General features: G+C 45.4%; 17 protein-coding genes and 1 riboswitch. Of the genes, 7 read left to right on the top strand and 10 right to left on the bottom strand.

The features are described from left to right. Positions 1–50: 50 nt before the first annotated feature. The 3 genes from ald to V5G21_RS13220 all read right to left on the bottom strand — a co-directional run bounded on the left by ald (position 51) and on the right by V5G21_RS13220 (position 3,440). The gene (gene ald / locus V5G21_RS13230) at positions 51–1,175 is read right to left on the bottom strand and encodes an alanine dehydrogenase (RefSeq protein WP_095295134.1); all 1,125 of its coding nucleotides are present in this window, start codon (positions 1,173–1,175) and stop codon (positions 51–53) included. A 47-nt stretch (positions 1,176–1,222) separates the two neighbouring features. Then, entirely contained in the window at positions 1,223–2,455 is a 1,233-nt protein-coding gene (locus V5G21_RS13225; protein WP_073305725.1) for a PucR family transcriptional regulator, read from the bottom strand. A 157-nt stretch (positions 2,456–2,612) separates the two neighbouring features. Continuing rightward, a complete protein-coding gene (locus tag V5G21_RS13220) occupies positions 2,613–3,440 on the bottom strand; it encodes a sulfurtransferase (protein WP_084140101.1) in 828 nt (275 codons plus the stop codon). 157 nt (positions 3,441–3,597) lie between these two features. Here V5G21_RS13220 and V5G21_RS13215 point away from each other — a divergent pair, with 157 nt between their 5' ends. The 3 genes from V5G21_RS13215 (at position 3,598) to V5G21_RS13205 (ending at position 7,084) form a co-directional block, all read left to right on the top strand. Further along, positions 3,598–4,938 carry an APC family permease gene (locus tag V5G21_RS13215; protein ID WP_035204995.1) on the top strand — a complete coding sequence of 447 codons (1,341 nt, stop codon included), beginning with the start codon at positions 3,598–3,600 and terminating at the stop codon, positions 4,936–4,938. A 117-nt stretch (positions 4,939–5,055) separates the two neighbouring features. Continuing rightward, positions 5,056–5,658: a M15 family metallopeptidase gene (locus tag V5G21_RS13210; protein WP_011245618.1), complete on the top strand. Its 603-nt coding sequence runs from the start codon at positions 5,056–5,058 to the stop codon at positions 5,656–5,658. A 166-nt stretch (positions 5,659–5,824) separates the two neighbouring features. After that, positions 5,825–7,084, top strand: coding sequence for a helix-turn-helix domain-containing protein (locus tag V5G21_RS13205; RefSeq protein ID WP_053856811.1), 1,260 nt, complete (start codon positions 5,825–5,827; stop codon positions 7,082–7,084). A 137-nt stretch (positions 7,085–7,221) separates the two neighbouring features. On the opposite strand, the gene V5G21_RS13200 is transcribed toward V5G21_RS13205, so the two are convergent. Then, positions 7,222–8,364 (bottom strand): alkaline protease, encoded by a 1,143-nt coding sequence (locus V5G21_RS13200; protein ID WP_011245616.1) that lies wholly within the window; start codon positions 8,362–8,364, stop codon positions 7,222–7,224. 183 nt (positions 8,365–8,547) lie between these two features. Between V5G21_RS13200 and V5G21_RS13195 the strand changes: the two genes are divergently transcribed. Beyond that, positions 8,548–8,691, top strand: coding sequence for a hypothetical protein (locus V5G21_RS13195; RefSeq protein ID WP_156323109.1), 144 nt, complete (start codon positions 8,548–8,550; stop codon positions 8,689–8,691). 98 nt (positions 8,692–8,789) lie between these two features. On the opposite strand, the gene hflX is transcribed toward V5G21_RS13195, so the two are convergent. Together hflX and V5G21_RS13185 are read right to left on the bottom strand one after the other, a co-directional pair. Continuing rightward, on the bottom strand, positions 8,790–10,064 hold the full coding sequence (gene hflX, locus V5G21_RS13190) for a GTPase HflX (protein ID WP_050748938.1): 1,275 nt from the start codon (positions 10,062–10,064) through the stop codon (positions 8,790–8,792). Between the two features lie 278 nt (positions 10,065–10,342). Beyond that, positions 10,343–11,233 (bottom strand): alpha/beta fold hydrolase, encoded by an 891-nt coding sequence (locus V5G21_RS13185; RefSeq protein ID WP_063609771.1) that lies wholly within the window; start codon positions 11,231–11,233, stop codon positions 10,343–10,345. 356 nt (positions 11,234–11,589) lie between these two features. On the opposite strand from V5G21_RS13185, the gene V5G21_RS13180 reads away from it, so the two are divergent. Further along, positions 11,590–12,399: a TerC family protein gene (locus V5G21_RS13180; protein ID WP_035205003.1), complete on the top strand. Its 810-nt coding sequence runs from the start codon at positions 11,590–11,592 to the stop codon at positions 12,397–12,399. A gap of 112 nt (positions 12,400–12,511) precedes the next feature. On the opposite strand, the gene V5G21_RS13175 is transcribed toward V5G21_RS13180, so the two are convergent. Beyond that, entirely contained in the window at positions 12,512–13,537 is a 1,026-nt protein-coding gene (locus tag V5G21_RS13175; RefSeq protein WP_035205005.1) for a PTS transporter subunit IIC, read from the bottom strand. Positions 13,538–13,686: 149 nt separating this feature from the next. Further along, positions 13,687–13,786, top strand: a riboswitch (TPP riboswitch). A gap of 73 nt (positions 13,787–13,859) precedes the next feature. On the opposite strand from V5G21_RS13175, the gene tenA reads away from it, so the two are divergent. Then, entirely contained in the window at positions 13,860–14,534 is a 675-nt protein-coding gene (gene tenA, locus V5G21_RS13170; RefSeq protein ID WP_338464817.1) for a thiaminase II, read from the top strand. A gap of 39 nt (positions 14,535–14,573) precedes the next feature. Continuing rightward, positions 14,574–15,104 (top strand): DNA-3-methyladenine glycosylase I, encoded by a 531-nt coding sequence (locus tag V5G21_RS13165; protein ID WP_063608812.1) that lies wholly within the window; start codon positions 14,574–14,576, stop codon positions 15,102–15,104. Positions 15,105–15,325: 221 nt separating this feature from the next. Here V5G21_RS13165 and V5G21_RS13160 read toward each other — a convergent pair whose 3' ends face one another. The 3 genes from V5G21_RS13160 to V5G21_RS13150 are packed head-to-tail and all read right to left on the bottom strand — an operon-like array spanning position 15,326 to position 18,989. Next, positions 15,326–16,027, bottom strand: a complete 702-nt coding sequence (locus V5G21_RS13160; RefSeq protein WP_011245609.1) for a TasA family protein — start codon at positions 16,025–16,027, stop codon at positions 15,326–15,328. Continuing rightward, positions 16,027–16,557, bottom strand: a complete 531-nt coding sequence (locus V5G21_RS13155) for a signal peptidase I (protein WP_011245608.1) — start codon at positions 16,555–16,557, stop codon at positions 16,027–16,029. Before V5G21_RS13155 ends, V5G21_RS13160 begins: the two co-directional genes overlap by 1 nt. 44 nt (positions 16,558–16,601) lie before the next feature. Then, the gene (locus V5G21_RS13150) at positions 16,602–18,989 is read right to left on the bottom strand and encodes a S8 family serine peptidase (protein WP_338464816.1); all 2,388 of its coding nucleotides are present in this window, start codon (positions 18,987–18,989) and stop codon (positions 16,602–16,604) included. Between the last annotated feature and the right edge of the window lie 73 nt (positions 18,990–19,062).

The following is a 19,062-nucleotide window of genomic DNA, read 5'->3' as shown; positions in this document are numbered from 1 at the left end:
GCCAAATAAAAAGAACGCTTGCCCCACATGTGGTCAAGCGTTCTTTTTGTTTAAGGCAACTCAGCTAAAACTTCTTCTGCTTGCTTATAAGGATAGTTTAGATCACGTGCAACTGCTTCATACGTAATAAAGCCATTCGCTACATTTAAGCCTTTGGCAAGTGCTAAATTCGTCCGTAATGCCTCTTTAGCGCCTTTATTGGCAATTTGTACAGCGAAAGGAATGGTGACGTTTGTCAACGCAATCGTCGATGTCCGCGGCACCGCTCCTGGCATATTAGCGACAGCATAATGGATGACATCATACTTCGTATAAGTCGGGGCATCATGTGTTGTTACTTTATCAGCTGTTTCAATAATGCCACCTTGGTCTACAGCCACGTCGACAACGACACTCCCTGCCCCCATTTTTTGAATCATTTCTGCCGTTACGAGTTTAGGCGCTCTTGCTCCTGGAATGAGCACGGCGCCAATAACAAGATCGGCCTCGGCCACAGCACTGGCAATATTTAAAGGGTTCGACATGATCGTCTGAATGTCATTTCCAAATTGATCGTCCAGTTGGCGCAGCCTTTCTGCACTCACATCAAGCAGAGTGACATCAGCGCCAAGGCCAACAGCCATTTTTGCCGCGTTTGTGCCAACAACGCCGCCGCCAATGATCGTTACTTTGCCCCGTTTAACCCCAGGCACACCGGAGAGGAGGATTCCCTTCCCTCCTCGCGTCTTCTCCAAAAACTGGGCGCCCACTTGCGTTGCCATCCTTCCAGCCACTTCACTCATCGGCGTTAACAATGGCAATGTCCGGTTTATCTCTACCGTCTCATAAGCAATCGCCGTCACGCCTGAGTCGACTAGTGCCTTTGTTAACTCAGGTTCTGCCGCCAAATGCAAGTACGTAAACAAAATTAACCCTTTGCGGAAATACCGATACTCTTCAGAAAGCGGCTCTTTGACTTTAATGATCATGTCTGCTGCCGCCCACACATCTTTCGCGTTTTTTTCAATGATTGCGCCTGCCTTCTCATACTCCTCATCTGTAAAGCCGCTGCCAATACCTGCGGCTGCCTCCACTACGATACGGTGGCCGCTGCCAACAAGTGCATCCACTCCAGCTGGCGTAATCGCTACCCGATTTTCATAGCTTTTAATCTCTTTCGGTATTCCGATAATCATATGCCAAGACCTCCCTCGTTAACGTTTATTTTCTTAGTATACCCGAGTTACGGTCTTTTTTTCTTTGGGGCATCCACCCTAAAATTTCCTATGCCATTTGTGGAATTCACCGAAAGTTGCGCTTTTTTGCGCTGTAAATCTAAATATAAGCCGATTCGTTCAGCTGGGTTACGCAAATGCAAGCCCGTCAATTCGGCAATTCGCTTTAATCGGTATTGGAGAGAATTAGGATGAACATGAAGCGCTTTCGCTGCGGCGGTAAGGTGCCCGTCTTTTTCGATATACATGGCCAATGTTTCCAACAGACTTGTTTGATTTTCTGCATCATATTCACGCAACTGCTCAATTGCTGGATGGTCACCAGCGATCATCGCTGTGTCTTCATAAGGTTGTATATATTTGTACGCCCCTGCTTCATAATAGAACAAGCAATCCGCGAGCTCGCTGCCAAACCTCTTTTTCAATTCCAACAATGCTTTCGCCTGTTCATAAGCCCGGGCGCATCCATCAACGGCAAACGAAGGATTCCCCGCGGCTATGTGGACACCGTCTGGCAGTTTCTCAGCAAAGGCGCCAACTTGTTTCCTTAAGTCTTTTCCATAAATAAAGGCAATAAAAAATTCACCATCAAACATAAAAAGCACAGCGTTGCTGTTTTCAAATAGTGTTTGTACAGTCTCCATATGTTCAAGCTGGTTTGCCAAATCGATTAAAAGGATGCTGCTTTGCCGCTCCTCCTGCCGCACTTCTTCTGGTATGTCGCCCAGTTCGTGGGTATTCGTCAATAGTTTCCAAAGTCGCTCCTCATTTGAAGCTTCCCCACGTTTATATCGATTCGCTTTTTGCATAAGCCGTGCTGCTTTTCGAGCCGCCTTTTTCAACCATTGCTGTTCATATGCCGTAAGGGTTCGATTGGTTTCCGACACCCAAATATAACCAAGCACACGACCTTCCTGGTCCCGAACGGATAAAGCAACTCTTGGCCCAAGTCCCATGTCAGGAATCTCAGCAATTGAAATCGGTTCAGACGATTGATTTAACGAAGCCATAATCCCGTCTTTCCAAAAACGGTGAATTAACGGCGCTGGCACTTTACGGCCGATAATGGTGGATACTCGTGCTTGGTCTGTTCCTTCTCCATGCTCTGAATAGGCCAGTAAATGATGGTGACTGTTTTCTACTGTAACAGGACATTTCAGCAAGTCGCCTAATTCTTCCACAAATTGATCAAGGGTGGAAAACGAATGGCGCAAAAATTGATCGTATGCAAAAGCCAACATGATCACCACTTTTTCTCATTCAATCGCTCATTTGCGGGAGCGATTGTTTTTTACTAGTATAGCAACTGGAACATTTTTCTGCCTAGCATCTCTCCACAAAAAAACTCGCTGACGTGGGCGCTAACAGCACCGACCCCGTCTCGCGAGTCTATTTCATTTATTGGCTTGGGTGGCCTGTCTCTACTGGATAACCGCTGCGTGAAGACCAATCGCTCCAACTTCCTGCATATAGTGTGACCTGTTTAAAGCCTGCCCGCTTTAATGCAAGTACATTTGGACATGCGGAAATGCCTGAGCCGCAGTAGACAATCACTTCCCGATCACGCGGGAGAGCGGCAAAATGCTGCACGAGTTCCTCAGCAGTCTTCCAGTTTCCGTCCTGGCGCAGCACGCCGCCCCACGGAAAATTGAGTGCGCCTGGAATATGCCCGGCTTTTGGGTCAAGTGGTTCCTGTTCCCCTTGATAACGTTCTCTAGAGCGAGAGTCAACCAAAACAGCGCTTCCCAACTTATTTTTCACTTGTTCGGCGGTAACTAGCCAATCTTCCTTCACATGCGGATCAAATCGCGCCTCATCTGGGGGCTTCACCTCATCCGTCGTCGGGTAGCCACTGTTCTTCCAAGCCTGAATCCCACCGTCAAGAATAGCGGCGTTGTTGTTGCCTAGAAATTCAAGCATCCACCATGCTCGTGCTGCCGCTATTCCACCATTTTGGTCATCGTAAATAACGACTTTGCTGTCTTTTGATATGCCTTTTTTGGCAAACATCTGGGCCATGTCCTTTGGAGATGGCAGCGGATGGCGCCCTGCCCCTTGGATGCGTTTGTCCGCCATTTCTTCGGCCATATCGATAAATAGAGCGCCTGGCAAATGTTCTGCATGATAAGCCTGTTTTCCCTTCTTTTCATCAAATAAATCAAAACGAGCATCAAGGACGATGACTTCACCAAGCCTGTCATAAAGCCATTTAGGCGTTACAATCATGTGCACTCCTCCCTTTTCTATCCATCATACCAAAGAACAATCCCAAAATGAAAAATGTGAACGTAAATAGCAGAATGCCGTTCTGGGGAAATGGACTATTGCACTCTTGTTTTCTAAGCCGTACAATGAAGTGTACATTTTTTTGGGGGTGGTTCCTTTGGAGAAAGAACAGCAGTTAAAGCGTACGCTTACGCTGGTACCGCTGCTCGTCATTGGCCTTGCCTATATGGACCCGCTAGTCGTCTTTGATACGTACGGCGTGGTCGCGCAACTCACTCAAGGCCATGTAGCAACATCATACTTGTTTACAATCGCAGCACTACTTTTAACCGCTTATAGCTATGGACGAATGGTCCAAGCCTTTCCAAAAGCGGGCTCAGCGTATACGTATGCGCAACAAAGCATCCATCCAAATGTTGGTTTTGCCGCTGGTTGGTCTTTGCTTCTTGATTACTTGTTTTTGCCAATGGTCAATTTTGCAATTGGCATGGCTTATTTAAACGCCGCTTTTCCAGAAGTGCCCGCGTTTATTTGGGTCGTTATTTTAGCAGCGGCGATTACGACCGTCAATATTCTCGGCATACAGTTAACTGCAAATATAACTGGGTTATTCGTCGCGTTCCAAGTTCTAGTTGCTGCCGTATTTGTTGTTTTTATGATTCGTGGTTTGATGAATGGCTTAGGCACTGGCGAGCTATTATCGCCTGTGCCCTTTTTTAGTGACACATTCGCATTCCAAACCGCTTTTACAGGTGCGTCCATTCTTTGCTTTTCCTTTTTAGGGTTTGATGCGATCTCGACTTTGTCAGAGGAAACGAAGAATCCGAAAAAAACAGTCCCACTGGCGATTGTACTAGTTGTTTTAATCGGGGGCGCCTTGTTTGTAGCTGTTTCTTACTTGCTGCAGCTTGTTTATCCTAATTATGATGCGTTCATTTCTGCCGAAGCGGCATCTTTGGAAATCGCCCAGTACGTCGGGGGCGCATTTATGCACGCCTTCTTCCTTGCTGGAACAATGGTTGCTGTGGTCTCATCCTCCATGTCTTCCCATGCAAGTGCTTCAAGGCTGCTATTCGCGATGGGACGCGACAATACATTGCCTAAGCGCTTTTTTGGCTATGTTCATCCGCGTTTTAAAACGCCAACGTTTAACATTGTCCTAATTGGCCTCCTTTCTTTAACCGCCATTTTTGGCGAATTGGAAATCATATACTCATTCATTAGTTTTGGAGCGCTTATTGGTTTTATTAGCGTAAATGCATCGGTCGTGTTCCATTACTATATTCGCGAAAAACGCCGTTCCCTTAAAGGAACAGTGGCAAATTTGCTGTTGCCAGCACTAGGAGCGGCCTTTTGCATTTGGTTGCTTTATTCCATTGATAGACATGCGTTAACGATTGGCGTTATCTGGACCATCCTTGGGCTTATTTATTTTCTTGTACGTCGAAAAAACAGTCCACATTTTACAGCAGACGCTGCCAACCGCCATAAGGAATGAACGGGGGAATTTCCCCTAGCCTGCTGAGTTCTATAAGGCAATTGCCTCGCTTGCCTTTCTGCCAGTCTGGTTTGTACCATAAACAAAAAGAGCTAGCGTCTGGAAGGGGGGCATTTTGTGCGGCCATTTTTACGATTGCTGCTGTTTTTGGTGATCTGCGTCGGCCTTGTGTTCATTGCAGGATTTATCTCTAGAACAGGTTGGTTCAACGGTTTGGTCCAACCTTCTCTTACAGCGATAAACAATACAGAAGTCGAAATAGAAGAGATTGTCCCAGCGGATGGGCTTCACCCAGTTGTAGCTGACTATACGGAAAAATTGATTGAAGAAGCAGAAGCAATCGGTATCTCGATCCTCATTACAGACGGTTACCGCACCCCTGAAGAACAAGACCGTCTCTATCAAAAAGGACGCGACCAACATGGGCGTATTGTCACAAATGCAAAAGGCGGTCAGTCTTACCACAATTTTGGCCTTGCTATTGACTTTGCCCTTTTAGATGAGGGCGGCGAACCTTTATGGGACATCGCTTATGACGGCAACGAAAACGGCGAACCCGATTGGTTTGAAGTCGCAGAATTGGCGAAAGAACTTGGTTTCGAATGGGGAGGAGATTGGGCAAATTTCACCGATTATCCACACTTGCAAATGACATTCGGCTATTCAATCGAAGAATTGCAACATGCCCACACTGAGTTTGAAAAAAGCGAGCTTCCTTAACGTAAAGGGATCTCGCTTTTTTTGAACAAACTCTTTGTTAGGCCGATTATTTTCACTCAATTTGCAGGAATTTAAATATTATTGGCGAATAAAGTATATATAAAATTAAACATTTTGCTTCTTATAAATAGGTTAACGATACTTATACAAAGTGGGTTGATGAAACGTGGAGTTAGGCAAAACAATCAAATACTACCGAATTAAGCATAATATGACACAGGCAGAACTCGCTGATGGTATTTGCTCCATTCCACACCTTAGCAAAATTGAAAACAACATCTATAAGGCCAACCATGCTACAGCTTCCCTTTTGCTTGACCGGCTTGGCGTCAATATAGAAGATGAATATGCCCAACACAACGAGATTAAGCAGTCGCTGGAAGCCTTTATTGAAGCGATACAATTTGTGGATGTACAGGAAGCAAAACGGATTCAAAAATTATTAGTCGAGAAGGAATTTATCATTGCCCGAACGGATTACATTAATACGTACCATTTATACATGATGCGCTACCATTTGATGAACGGAGCGAACCACCTTGCCCAAGAGCAGCGAGCCATCTTAGATAAAAACCGCACGAATTTGTCCGCGATCGAAGAACTGTCTTATCGTCTGTTCAACGGCATCCTCCTAGTAAACCGTAACCGCTTAAAGGAAGCAAAAGAAATTTTGCTTGACTTGCAAAGTGAAGACTATTCTTCCAAGTACATTTTTGTCCGTGAAGTCGCTTTCGTGCTTGCACAGTGTTTTACACAGCTAAATGAGCCAGAAAAAGCAATCATTTATGCAAAAGAGGCGCTTCAAATTTTTAAGCAAGAGGACAATTACATTCGCGCTTTTCACACGCAAATGTTACTAGGGGTCAATTATACACAAATGAATATGACAGAGGAATCCCTTCGCCTCTATAAAATCCTTTTGCGAAACACACGCTTGTTTAGCCGCGACACGCTTTATTACCAAGCCATGTACAATTACGGCGTCTTGCTTAAAAAAATCGGCAACTATGAACAAAGCCATGAATGTTTTACAAAATGCAGTGCCTATTACGATAAAGACAGCCAAAATTACGTATTCAGCCTTCTCGCAGACATAGAAGTTCTCTTCCAATTGAAAACGGACAAAAAACAAATTGAATCAAAATTAAATGAAATTATTGAAATTAGTGCAAAACGTGGATACAAACGTTCTGAGCTTCAAGCCCGCTACTATGCGCACCGCTTAAAAGCCGACGATGCGATGTACAACTTTATCGAACAGGAACTGCTCCCTCATCTCGATAAGCTTGATAATAAAGAAGAGCCAGTCCACTATGCAATTGAGCTGGCACAATGGTATCAGAAAAACGGAGAGTATGAAAAAGCAAACGAATACTTAAATAAATACGCCATGAAAGTCAAAAGACGTGAATTTTCCATCGTGTAGCGGCAAATCCTGCGAGCGTAAAGAGCTTCAATAGCCCTTTACGCTCGCTTTTTGAAATCGGCGATCTATGCTCTTTTTCGATTCATACACACTAAAAAACGCTGTGTGCTTAAAGCACACAGCGTTATTATTATTGATTAGCGTGTTGCCGCTTCTGCATTGACAAGCCCGCTTCCATACAAGTTCGTGTTTCCTAAGCCCGTTGCCGTATTCTTTAGATGATTGCGGATTTGTACATTGGACCAAGATGGATTCTTTTGTTTAACAAGGGCTGCTACACCTGCAACATGAGGAGTAGCCATCGATGTACCGTTTAAGCTGGCATATGTTGAACCTGGGTATGTGCTCTGCACATTGACACCTGGCGCGACAATGTCAAGCCCAGCTCCATACTGTGAAAAGCTAGCGCGGTTGTTGTTTTGGTCAGTCGCTCCGACTGCCATTGCGTTCGCATAACGGGCCGGATAGCTGATTGAGCCTGCACCTGAATTACCAGATGCTGCTACGACAAGAACGCCTCTAGAAGTAGCGCTATTAACAGCTTGCTCAAGTGTTGCACTCGGCGACGGGCTTCCTAAACTCAAATTCGCAACGTGCATGCCATTGTTCCCTGCCCATTCCAATCCTTGGGCAATCGAGCTGACCGAACCTGAACCGCTCGCGCCTAATACTTTTACAGCGTATAGTTCCGCGCTCGGTGCTACGCCCAGAACGCCAATCGAATTGTTTAAAGCAGCAATCGTCCCTGCCACATGCGTGCCATGTCCATTTCCATCTTGAGTGGATGGTTCCCCTGGCACAAAGCTAGCACCACCGCGAATATTTAAGTCTGGATGGGTGGAAATACCCGTATCGAGGACAGCAACTTTTACACCAGAACCTGTCAATCCACGGTTATGGGCAGCTGGGGCTTGTACACGGCTAATTCCCCATGGCACTGATTGCGCCATTGTCGTTACTTCTGCATCCTCTTCAATATACGAAATCGTTGGATCGAGCTCAAGCGCGTCCACATCTTCTGGACTTAACTCAACAGATAAAACAGGAATCGTTTCAAACTCATGAAGCAATTCAATTTCGACTTCCTCTTCCTCAGAGAGAATCGCGACATCGTCATTTGCCTCTATTTGCTCTACAAACTCACTAACTGCTTCCTGCTCATTAAAGCCAATTAAATATTTTTCTTTTGCTTCCTCAGCAGCCGATGCGATCGATGAACTAAAAGCAACAGAAATGAGTAGTGCGGTGCTTGCGACAATTTTCCCCAACGGTTTCTTCATTCGGTTCCCTCCTCACTTTTATCCCAACTCGTCCAAGCTGGTAGTTTAAACGTATCAAAGTTAGAAAGATTTGCCTATTGGGAAACAATTATTAACATTAAGTTAACAGAATTTTCCCACTTTGTTTTTTGATTAAAACGGTTTCAAGTGGGGAAAGCTACCAATAAAAGGAGGTTGATGGGTTTGGAATCTGTCCACAAACCAGCCAGTACAGAACGAAAAAGACTGCGCTTCAATACGCGGCTTTCTAAACATATTCTCACTTACAGCGACTGGTACGACTCGGCGACAATTGAACGTGCGAAAACGGATTTAAAAAACGCGTAACAGCCAGATTTGTCTTTGTCGTAAAACAACGAAACAAGTGTTCATCTGTCTACGCCAAAAAGCCATTTGAACGAGAAGCATTCAAATGGCTTTTTTCATTATTGTTCTTTTGACACACAGTAGCTTTCAACCCGCTTCAAGTCTCGTTCATGCAAATCGGCAACGATATGCCAGCCGTCTTCTTCAGCACGTTGTGTGTGAACATGGGCATGGTTGTTTAAATAAGCAGCCGCCTCCCCGTCACGATAAGGAACGATGAACAGATGTTTTTCCAAATCTTGAAAAACATAGCTTGCTATTTTCTGTGCTAATAAATCAAGCCCTTGTTTAGTCTTAGCTGATATAAACAGCTCATCGCCATGCGCTTGAGGAAATGCCTCTTTCAATCGATCCATTTTGTTATAAACATAAATCATCGGGCGGTCAATTTCCATCGCCTGGAGTGTTTCATTTGTCGTCTTTGCCATTTCGCGATGGCGTTCATTTGAATAATCGACGACATGGAGGAGCAAATCGGCTTCCCGCGCTTCTTCCAATGTTGAGCGGAATGCTTTAACGAGGTGTGTTGGCAATTTAGAAACAAAGCCAACCGTATCCGCCAATAAAACAGAATGGTTTTTGTCAAGTTCCACTTTACGCACAGACGTATCGAGAGTGGCAAACAACATATCTTTTTCAAACACTCGCTTTTCCTCGGCATTGTCCAGCATCGCATTCATCAGCGATGATTTCCCTGCATTTGTATAGCCAACTAAGGCAACGACCGGCAGCGCTTGTTTTTTCCGGCGTTTGCGCTGTAACTCGCGGCGTTTGACAATTTCTTCGAGATCTTTTTCCAACGCATGAATACGTGCTTCAATTTTACGGCGGTCGAGCTCCAACTTTGTTTCCCCGGCGCCGCGGTTGGCCAAGCCAGTGCCGCTACCGCCTTGCCTGCTTAATGAAGCGCGCATGCCGACGAGCCGTGGCAGCAAATAGCGGAGCCGCGCCATTTCTACTTGAAGTTGAGCTTCTTTCGTCTTCGCCCTTTCTCCAAAAATATCTAAAATCAACATGGTCCGATCATATACGGTTACTTCCAGCAATTTCTCAAGATTGCGGATTTGTGAAGGCGATAGCTCATCATTAAATACAACGAGCGTAGCCCCAAGGGATTCACACATCATGGAAAGTTCAGACGCTTTACCAGCACCAATATACGTCGCTTGATTTGGTACAGGCAGCTTTTGCGTGAGCTGTCCGACAACCTGCAAATCAAGAGCATCGGCCAAATTGTTTAACTCTTCCATCGAATAGTGGAAATCTGTGTCTTTTTGCAACTCCACACCCACAATAATTGTTGGTTGTGTCGTTTGTCTCAATTGTTCATGCATATAATAAGTCCTCCAGTTGTTATGTCTATTTTGATTTTACTAGGCATAACAAAATACACACGCCTAAAAAGCCTGTGTGGGCAAACGAGGGTATTTAATTTAAGGTTCGGCCTTCATTACTTAGACGCACCTTTCCCGTTTACACTGGTACACAGTAGACAGTATTCAGTTAGCGGCCTTGGCAATCGTCTTTGTAATGATCATGATAAAAACCTCCCTTAAGATAACACATGTATCGTACCAGACTGATTGCCAAAACGCAACGGCGCGGCACAGCTTCACACAGGCCAAAGCCGCTTTTTTTGTTTTTGTAAATGCTCAAGCATGAGATGATTCACAATTTCAGGATGCTCATGGTGGAGCCAATGGGTAGCGCCATCTACTAACACGGCATCGCCATTGCTACACCTTTTCAAACTGGCTTGTGCGAGTGCTTTACTTAAAAACAGGTCATTGGCTCCCCAAATGATCCTTGTCGGCACAGAGACTGGCAGATCAATCTCGGTCTTCCTGTCTACCCCTTGGAAACGGATGGCACGATACCAATTAAGCATTCCTTTCAGCGCTCCTGGCTGCCGCCAAGCCAGTTTATAGTGACGCAATTCCGCCTTTGTAAAAGCCCGCTCATTGGCTGTTTTCGTCATTCCAGCTTCCAAGTAGGCAAAATCCCTGGCGGCAAGCAGCTTTTCTGGGGCATGGGGCACTTGGAAAAACAGCATATATGCGCTGCGGAACAGCTGCAAAGGGTGCTTCTTTAAAGCAACACGCATATCGGCTGGATGGGGAATATTAATGGCGACAAGCTTTTTCACAACTTCTGGCTTTGAGGCAGCTAGATGCCAAGCAACTGCTCCTCCCCAATCATGACCGATTAAATAAGCTTGTTTCCGCCCAAACGCTTTAATAAACGCTACACAGTCATCACGAAGGACATCGAGCGTGTAAGCTTTAATGTCTTTAGGCTTATCGGACTGGTTATAGCCACGTTGGTCTGGCACAATGACGCGGTATCCTGCTCTTGCCAATGCATTGATTTGATGGCGAAATCCGTACCAAAACTCAGGAAAACCATGCAGCAAAAGGACCAGTTCTCCATCTTCTTGTCCAGCGGACACGATGTGAAACGTGTGGCCTCCTGTTTCGACGATGTGATGTTTGTATTTTTCCAACCTGAATCACACCTTTCTCTTATAGTTCATGTTTACCCAAGAGCAGGCTTATTCATGCCCTGTCCATTCTATTTTTTAAAAAGGCTTGACGTTTCTATTAATCTTCACGTATACTATCGTTAATTGCATAACATTCCTTCAAAGGGGAGTAGCTGCAAGTTATTGACATAACTTGAACCAAAGTCGTCATTACGTGGATTTTCCACCGGCTTTGTTGTTGGCATGATACATAAATGTCTAGCAAGACCTTTGCCTCGTTTTTAAAACCAAGGCAGAGGTCTTTTTTGTGTATTTTTTCCTCTCTTTGGTGAAAACGAGCTGGAGTGGACATTAACTAAAGAGAGGCGAGTGGAGCGATGGATGTATCATTACTTTTAGAGTACAGCTGGGTGCTTGTTGTGCTTATTGCATTGGAAGGTGTATTGGCGGCTGATAATGCGCTAGTTCTAGCGATTATGGTCAAACATTTGCCTGAGACAGAACGTAAAAAAGCGCTCTTTTACGGTTTGGCTGGCGCGTTTGTTTTTCGGTTAGGTTCGTTGTTTATCATTTCTTTTCTTGTCGACATTTGGCAAGTTCAAGCGATTGGTGCCGCATACCTATTATTCATTGCGCTAAACCATTTATACCGAAAGCATATTGTCAAGAAAAGCGAGGAAAAGGCCGGCATTGCAAAAGCTAAAAAAGGAAGCGGCTTCTGGACGACTGTGTTAAAAGTCGAAGTCGCCGACATCGCCTTTGCTGTTGACTCGATTTTAGCTGCCGTTGCCTTGGCCACCGCTTTAACGCCAACTAACCTCGGCACGGTCGGCAGTATGGACATCGGCCAATTTATTGTCGTCTTTCTTGGCGGTTTCATCGGCCTCTTAATCATGCGCTTTGCAGCTACAAAATTTGTTGCACTGCTCGAAAAACGGCCTGGCCTTGAAACGGCCGCATTTATTATTGTTGGCTGGGTTGGCGTCAAGTTGACGGTGCAAGTGCTTGCCCATGATGCGATTGCATGGATCCCACACGAATTCCCACACTCAACGGGCTGGAAGCTCTTTTTCTACGGCGTTTTAGTTCTTATTGTCATTGCCGGATGGTTCTTATCAAGCAAACCACAAGATGGCGAACAAGAAGCGCAGTCAGAAAAACGAGCTGAACGAAAAATCGAAGGATAAGAAAAAACAAAGCTCAGCTTCCGCTGAGCTTTGTCTTCTATTCCAACGACAGCCTCGGCTGGCCATCATTACGTCTATGTTTGGCGTAAGCCTGAAAGTACCTTCTTCTCCATTATTGCAGTTTAATATGCAAATCGCCTGTTTTCGCCCAGCCAATCCGTTTGATTAACTCATATAACGCCAATGAAATGATCCCTGGCAAAATGATGCCTGTGCCTATAAAAATGAACAAGCCTGTTATTCCTTGTGTGGAAAAAATCGTAATAGGCGCAATCAAAGAATTCAAGCCTAAACCGGCAAGCTCATACGAAACTTGGAACTGAAAGGCTAGTGAAGCAATCGGAGCGCAAATAATTGCTGCGGCAAACGGAGGCAAACAGAGGCGCGGGTTTTTAATTAAATTGGGAAACTGTACTTTTGGCGTGACAAGCCCTTGGGCAAGTAATGCCCCAGCATCGTTTTGTTTCCAAGACATAAGGGTGAAACCGACAAACTGAGCTGTGCAACCAATTAATGCTGCACCACTTGAGATCGGGTCCATTTGCAAGGCAATCGCAAGTGCAGCCGATGAAGCTGGTGTCATAAGCAAAATGCTCCATGTGAGAGCGATGGCCATTGGAGCGATAATAGGCGATCCTTGTACAGACGTAGCCAGTTGCGCGCTTATCCATTCTAGCATCGGTGTCGTAACAGCTGCCATAACAAGTCCTACAAGCCCGCCAACAAAAATACCGGAAAAAGGAATTGCCATCATATCCAGTTTCGTCTTTCCAGTTATTCGTTTGCCGACATAAGTCGCAGCGACTGCTGCAATAACAGCGCTCACAGGTTGTCCTGGTGCGAGAACTGGCAGCCCTTCGACAAAACTAATCGCATTGCCGCCCACCGTACTCGAAGCCATAGCTGCATAAATGACGAGCGTGTTTCCTCCTAGCTGGTAAGCGATCCCGGCGCCAATTGCTGGAGCGAGTAGAATTTTAGTAATGGAGCCAATTGTGACAAACGCACTCCAACCAAAAATATTGCCGAAAGATTCAAACAAAAGTCCAATACCTAACGTAACAAGCACTGCATTGGCGACCCCTGCAGATGCTTTATACATCCGATCAATTACGTATGATTTCATGCTGTCTCCCATCCTTACAATATTTCATTTATCTGTCTATTTTTAGTCTCCGAAGCATCATAACACCTTCTAGCGTGCCTTGCAAATGTTTTTTGCCAGTGGGCAACGTACCGTTAACAGCTATTCATTGCACTTTGTCTGAAGATATGGTTCACTTTAAGAAGAACCACTAGGGGAGCCATCTGGCTGAGAAAAGCGCTGCTTTGACCCTTTGAACCTGATCTGGCTTGTACCAGCGTAGGGAAGTGGAGAACAATTGCTTATTCATGTAAAGCAACTCTCCTTTCTTTGCGTCAGGCATCCCTTTGTGGAAAAAAAGGAGGAGACGATTTTTATGAGTTTTACTGCCGAACTTCGCAAAACCGCCGACCCGATTTACAAAGCCATATTTAGCCATCCGTTTGTACAAGGTATTGGCAAAGGCTCGTTGCCCGCAGATTCCCTTATTCACTACGTCAAACAAGATTTTGAATACTTAAATACGTTTATGCAAATATACGGCATTGCTATTAGCCGGTGCGAAAACCGCGAAGACATTGCGATGTTCGCGGAACAAATTGGCTTTATTTTGCACAGTGAAACACACCCTCACCATAATTTTTGCAAGGTGGCAGGCGTCCGCTATGAAGATTTGCAATATGAGCCTCTCGCCCCAACTGCCCACCACTATACACGCCACATGCTTGATGTCGCCCACCGTGGTTCTCTCGCCGAAATATTGGCTGTGCTTCTGCCTTGTCCGTGGACATACCAAGCGATCGGCGACTATTTGTACGAAACGTTCCAGCCAAAAGCGAACCATCCATTTTTCGACTGGATTTCCTTTTACCGCTCAAACGGAGAAATGGGGGTAACGAAACAATTTTGTAAACGCCTCGACGACCTTGCGGCACATGCTACCGAACAAGAAAAAGAACGGATGCAAGACCATTTTTTAAAAAGCTGTCAACTAGAGTATAGTTTTTGGGAAATGGCTTATGTAAAAGAAAAATGGCCGGTTGCTTATTAACAGTGCTCCGGCTTATCGTTCAAATATGAGGAGGTTCCTATGCCAAAGCGTTGTAGTTGGGTAAGTAACAGCCCCCTCTACGAGCACTACCATGATAGCGAATGGGGGCGCCCTACTTATGACGACCAACAGCTATTTGAAATGCTTATGTTAGAGCTTATGCAATCAGGATTAAGCTGGCTAACTGTCTTAAAAAAACGAGATGCGCTCCGAACTGCATTCGCTAGCTTTAACTGGGAGTCATTGGCCCGTTTTACAGAAGAAGATGTGGCGCGCTTAAAAGAAATGAAAGCGATCATTCGCCATGAAGGAAAAATCCGTGCCGTTCTTACAAATGCGGCTGTAGCTCGTACACTTGCAAACGAGCATGGCTCCTTTGCCCATTTTATCTGGTCCTTTGCTCCAAATAAACAGGACAACCTTTCCGAACAAGCTATAGCGCTCAGCAAAGTGTTAAAGTCTGCTGGTATGGCCTTTGTTGGGCCAACCACTTGCCAGTCTTTTATGGAAGCTGCTGGCTTAGTCAACAGCCATGAACAAGACTGCTACCTTTATCAACCAGCAAAATAGGAATTTCTGTTTTAGTAGACAACAAAAAATAGGTTGTCGGCAAAGTCGCTAACCGCAATCAGACTGATAGAAAACGCTTGTCAGACGAGGAGTGCAGCCGAGGGAAGATGCGAATAGAACGGGGGTTCATGAGCATATGAGTGAGGCAAACGACGAAGTATGCGAGCGTTTGTCTACAGTCTGAGGTTGTCGGCAAATGCCGACAACCTCCACTGACTAAATTATTTCGCGCCTTGGTCTGTTTGCTTGGCTAATACTTCAAGTGAAGCAGTATAAACAGCTCCTTGGTATTCATTGCCTGCATTCTCGTCTAATTTCACGCCAAAATTAAGATCAATGTATTGGCCTTCATCCAATTGCCAAAATTCGTTGTCAGGTCCTTGCAAGCTGCCATCGCCAAGCACAAACTGATCAGCATTTTCGTCATAAGCTTGTTCATCAATTAAGGCAGCTACAACTTCAACGCCATTTGCCTCGGCCGTATGTGAAAAAGACTGAACTTCATTAGTAATGCCATTAAACAATTGGTCTAACTTATATTGTGCATCTTCATACACATCCCTGCCTGGCGTTGTTGTATACTTAATCGCAATGTAGCCAACTTTATACGCATCGATGGGTACATTCAAGTCGACAGAGTGGTCATAGGTTGCTTGCAAATGAGTGTCCAGGGTGCCTGTATTTTCAATTGAGAGCCAATCGCCAAAGATTAGCTGTGAAGGAGCAAAACTTTCCGCTTGGACGATGTTGCCGTCAATGTCCTCGCCATGGTTAATTTCCAGCGTTCCATTTTTAATTTCCCCAGTAGCAGACGTTTCCCCTGTAAACCATGAAAACGACCCTCCTGAGCCGAGAACAATAACTAACGCTCCTACAAAAGCTGTAGCGATCATGGCTAATTTCAATGATTTTACCTTTTTCATCAAGAAGCCTCCTTGCGTTTTTTTTGGATAGTTTCGTAGAACGATAACAGCAAATACCCAGCAATCGGCACGACAATCAACAAACCATAACCAATTGGTTGATTGATTTTTTCAGCAACTAAACCAACTTTAGGAATGGTGAACATATGGGTGCCGACAATTTGTTCTTTTACGATTGGGTCTTCGTCTACAACGTTGTTGTTATCGCCTTGCGTCTTATAATACGTCTTTCCATTGCTTTCAAACTTCTCAACAATCCGGTGTGTGAACAAGCGCCGTTCAGGAGCCATAAACGTTACAACATCGCCAATGCTAGGCTCCTCATTCTTTTTCATGATGACCACATCTCCGGCGGAAAATGTCGGCTCCATGCTGTTGGACAAGATGGTATAGCTTGTCCAGCCAAACAGCTCAGGTCCTCTGCCGTCACTGCCCTTTCCTTGAAGGACAAAAAAGAGAACGAGGAAGAACAAAAACGATGCAATCCCGGTAATCGCCAATTTTCCGATTGTTATCCACATGTTGACCATAAATAAACCAGCTTCCTCAAAAAAAGGGGATCCCCCCTTCTTTATTAAGATGCAAAATCGAAAGCATAGACAGGCGTGCCAATTGGTTGCGCAACCAATGCTTCTTCTGAAACATACGTGCCAAACGGAATTCGATATACTTCACTTTGGTCAGCGACGTTTGTCAACGTCATATACCCTCCGTACAACCCTTCTGCTGCCGTTTTCGGTGCAATGAGAAAGGCATTGTTCTCGACTGTCTCGCCTGCTGGCACCGTAATCGTTGAATTGGTTTGCAGAGTAAGGCCATTCTCTCCGGCAGGAAGCGTTCCATTGGCAGTGTGGAAGGATGCATGTACATTGAATGTCTTTGCTTCAGTACCGCTATTTGTCAAGCGTAGGCTGTGACGTTCCCGGATATTGCCTGCATCCGTACTAACGAAACCAAAGCTTAACCCGCCTGTTTTGTCTTGAATCAAGGCTAAAAGGTCGTCCTCGACGTGGTAACTGTCAATCGATGCCTGAATCATGACCGTTGATTCAATCGCAGCCACTGGGTTGATCCGGCCTGCCCCTATTTCAAACACATTGTATTCCTCTGTCATTGGCACAGCCGTATTCATTAATTTGGTCTTGATGTCCGCAGGTGTCTGTTCTGGATTGGCTTGAATCATGAGTGCCGCAACCCCGGCCACGTGAGGGGAAGCCATCGACGTACCTGACGAGCGTCGATAAGCAAACTCATAATCGCCAGTGAACTCCGGTCCTGCCATATAGCTTGGTACGGTAGAATGGACATCGACCCCAGGGGCAACAACTTCCGGTTTAATTGCCGCTGTGTAGTTGACCGGCCCCCGTGAACTAAAATCGGCTAGCAAATCACCGGTCGTCACGCTTCCACTCATTTCGCCAAATGTTACTGTTGCCCCGTCTTCCAATAATGAAGCGATCGCCTCTCCGTCCTCATAAGTTAAAGAAAAACTAGGGACATAGTTGTGGCCCGCACCAGCATAGATCGGATTATGGCCATCCCCTGGAAGATTGTTATAAATAATGATTGCCTCTGCTCCTGCTGCTTTAGCGTTTGCAATTTTATCAACAAATGCAAGTTCGCCACGAATCACAAAAGCGACTTTTCCGCTTACGTCTACTTGTTCAAATTCTGCAACGGTACCAAGCCCGGCATCAACTAGCTCAAGCGTTTGGTTGCTGAAATCCTCTAGGTTGCCTGTAAACGATTCGGCAATGACACGGAGGTCGCCTGTCAGCTCTTCCTCTCCTAATTGATACGTACTCGAAAATTCAGGGATCGTAAGAGAAACATTGCTTGCCCCTACAGAAATAGGCAATGCTGCTGCCCCAGGAGCGCCTACTGTGCCGAGCCCATTACGGCCATTGTTTCCAGCTGATGTCACAACCGTCACTCCAGCCAAGGTAGCATTGTTTGTTGCTATGCTCGTCGGTGCTATTGGATCGTTGGCATTGTTTCCGAGTGATAGATTGATCACATCCATGCCATCCATTACGGATTGCTCAATGCCAGCAATGACATCAGCCGTTGTTCCGGAGCCATATGGGCCGAGGACACGATAGGCATACAAATCGACTTCAGGGGCGACGCCAGTGACAGCATATTCTGAATCATTTTCTCCTGTTCCTGCCACGGTACCGGAGACATGTGTGCCATGGCTCGTATAATAGGAGCTTCCATTTGCATTAAATTCTGGCATTCCCGAGTTTTTCCAGTCCTCATAAGTCGCTTCCATTGGGTCGTCATCATCGTCGACAAAGTCATAACCGCCTTTGTATACAGCTTTTAAATCTGGATGTTCGTAGTCAATGCCTGTATCAATAACACCGACTTTTACACCTGCTCCTTTCAGCCCTTGTTCATGGAGCTCATGAACACCGAGGAAAGGAATGCTGTCGACCATCATTGCTTCCACAGGCTCATCAACGGCCTTTTCCTCAACAGGCTTGATTAACTCAATGACATCATTGCTATAAATCGCTTTTACGCCTTCACGTTCAAGCAATTCTTCCACTTTGTTTGCTGGCAAGTTTACAGAAACTCCATTAAAAATGGTCGTATATTCCCGTTCTACATAAGAAGAAGCGTTCTCGGACGTATCTAGCACATCGGCCAATGTTTCTTTAAATTGCTCGTGCGATTCTTCTACATTTTCCCGTGCTTCTTCCTCTGTCAAATCGTCTTCAAGCTCTTTCGAAACAGCAAGGGCCACTTGTTCTGGAAGTTCATCAAACTCGACAATAACCGAAACGTCTTCTGTACTGGCCAAATCAATCTCATCAGCTAAAAAGAGCGATTGCGCCTCGCCCCTTTCAGCGATTGCCAACTGGGGTGCAACCGGTACAGAGCTTGCCACCATACAAAGAGACAGCGCACTCATATACATCGTTTTACGTCCGCTTAATGCACGCGCTTTTTTCAAATAAAAACACCCTTTCTGAATCTTTTTGTCATGCATAACCGAATTATATCGAAAATGCAGAAAACAACAACAA

Origin of the sequence: Shouchella rhizosphaerae, from assembly GCF_036700015.1 — a bacterium.
Lineage (GTDB): Bacteria > Bacillota > Bacilli > Bacillales > Bacillaceae_D > Shouchella > Shouchella rhizosphaerae.
This window is presented reverse-complemented; position numbering and strand designations above follow the sequence as displayed.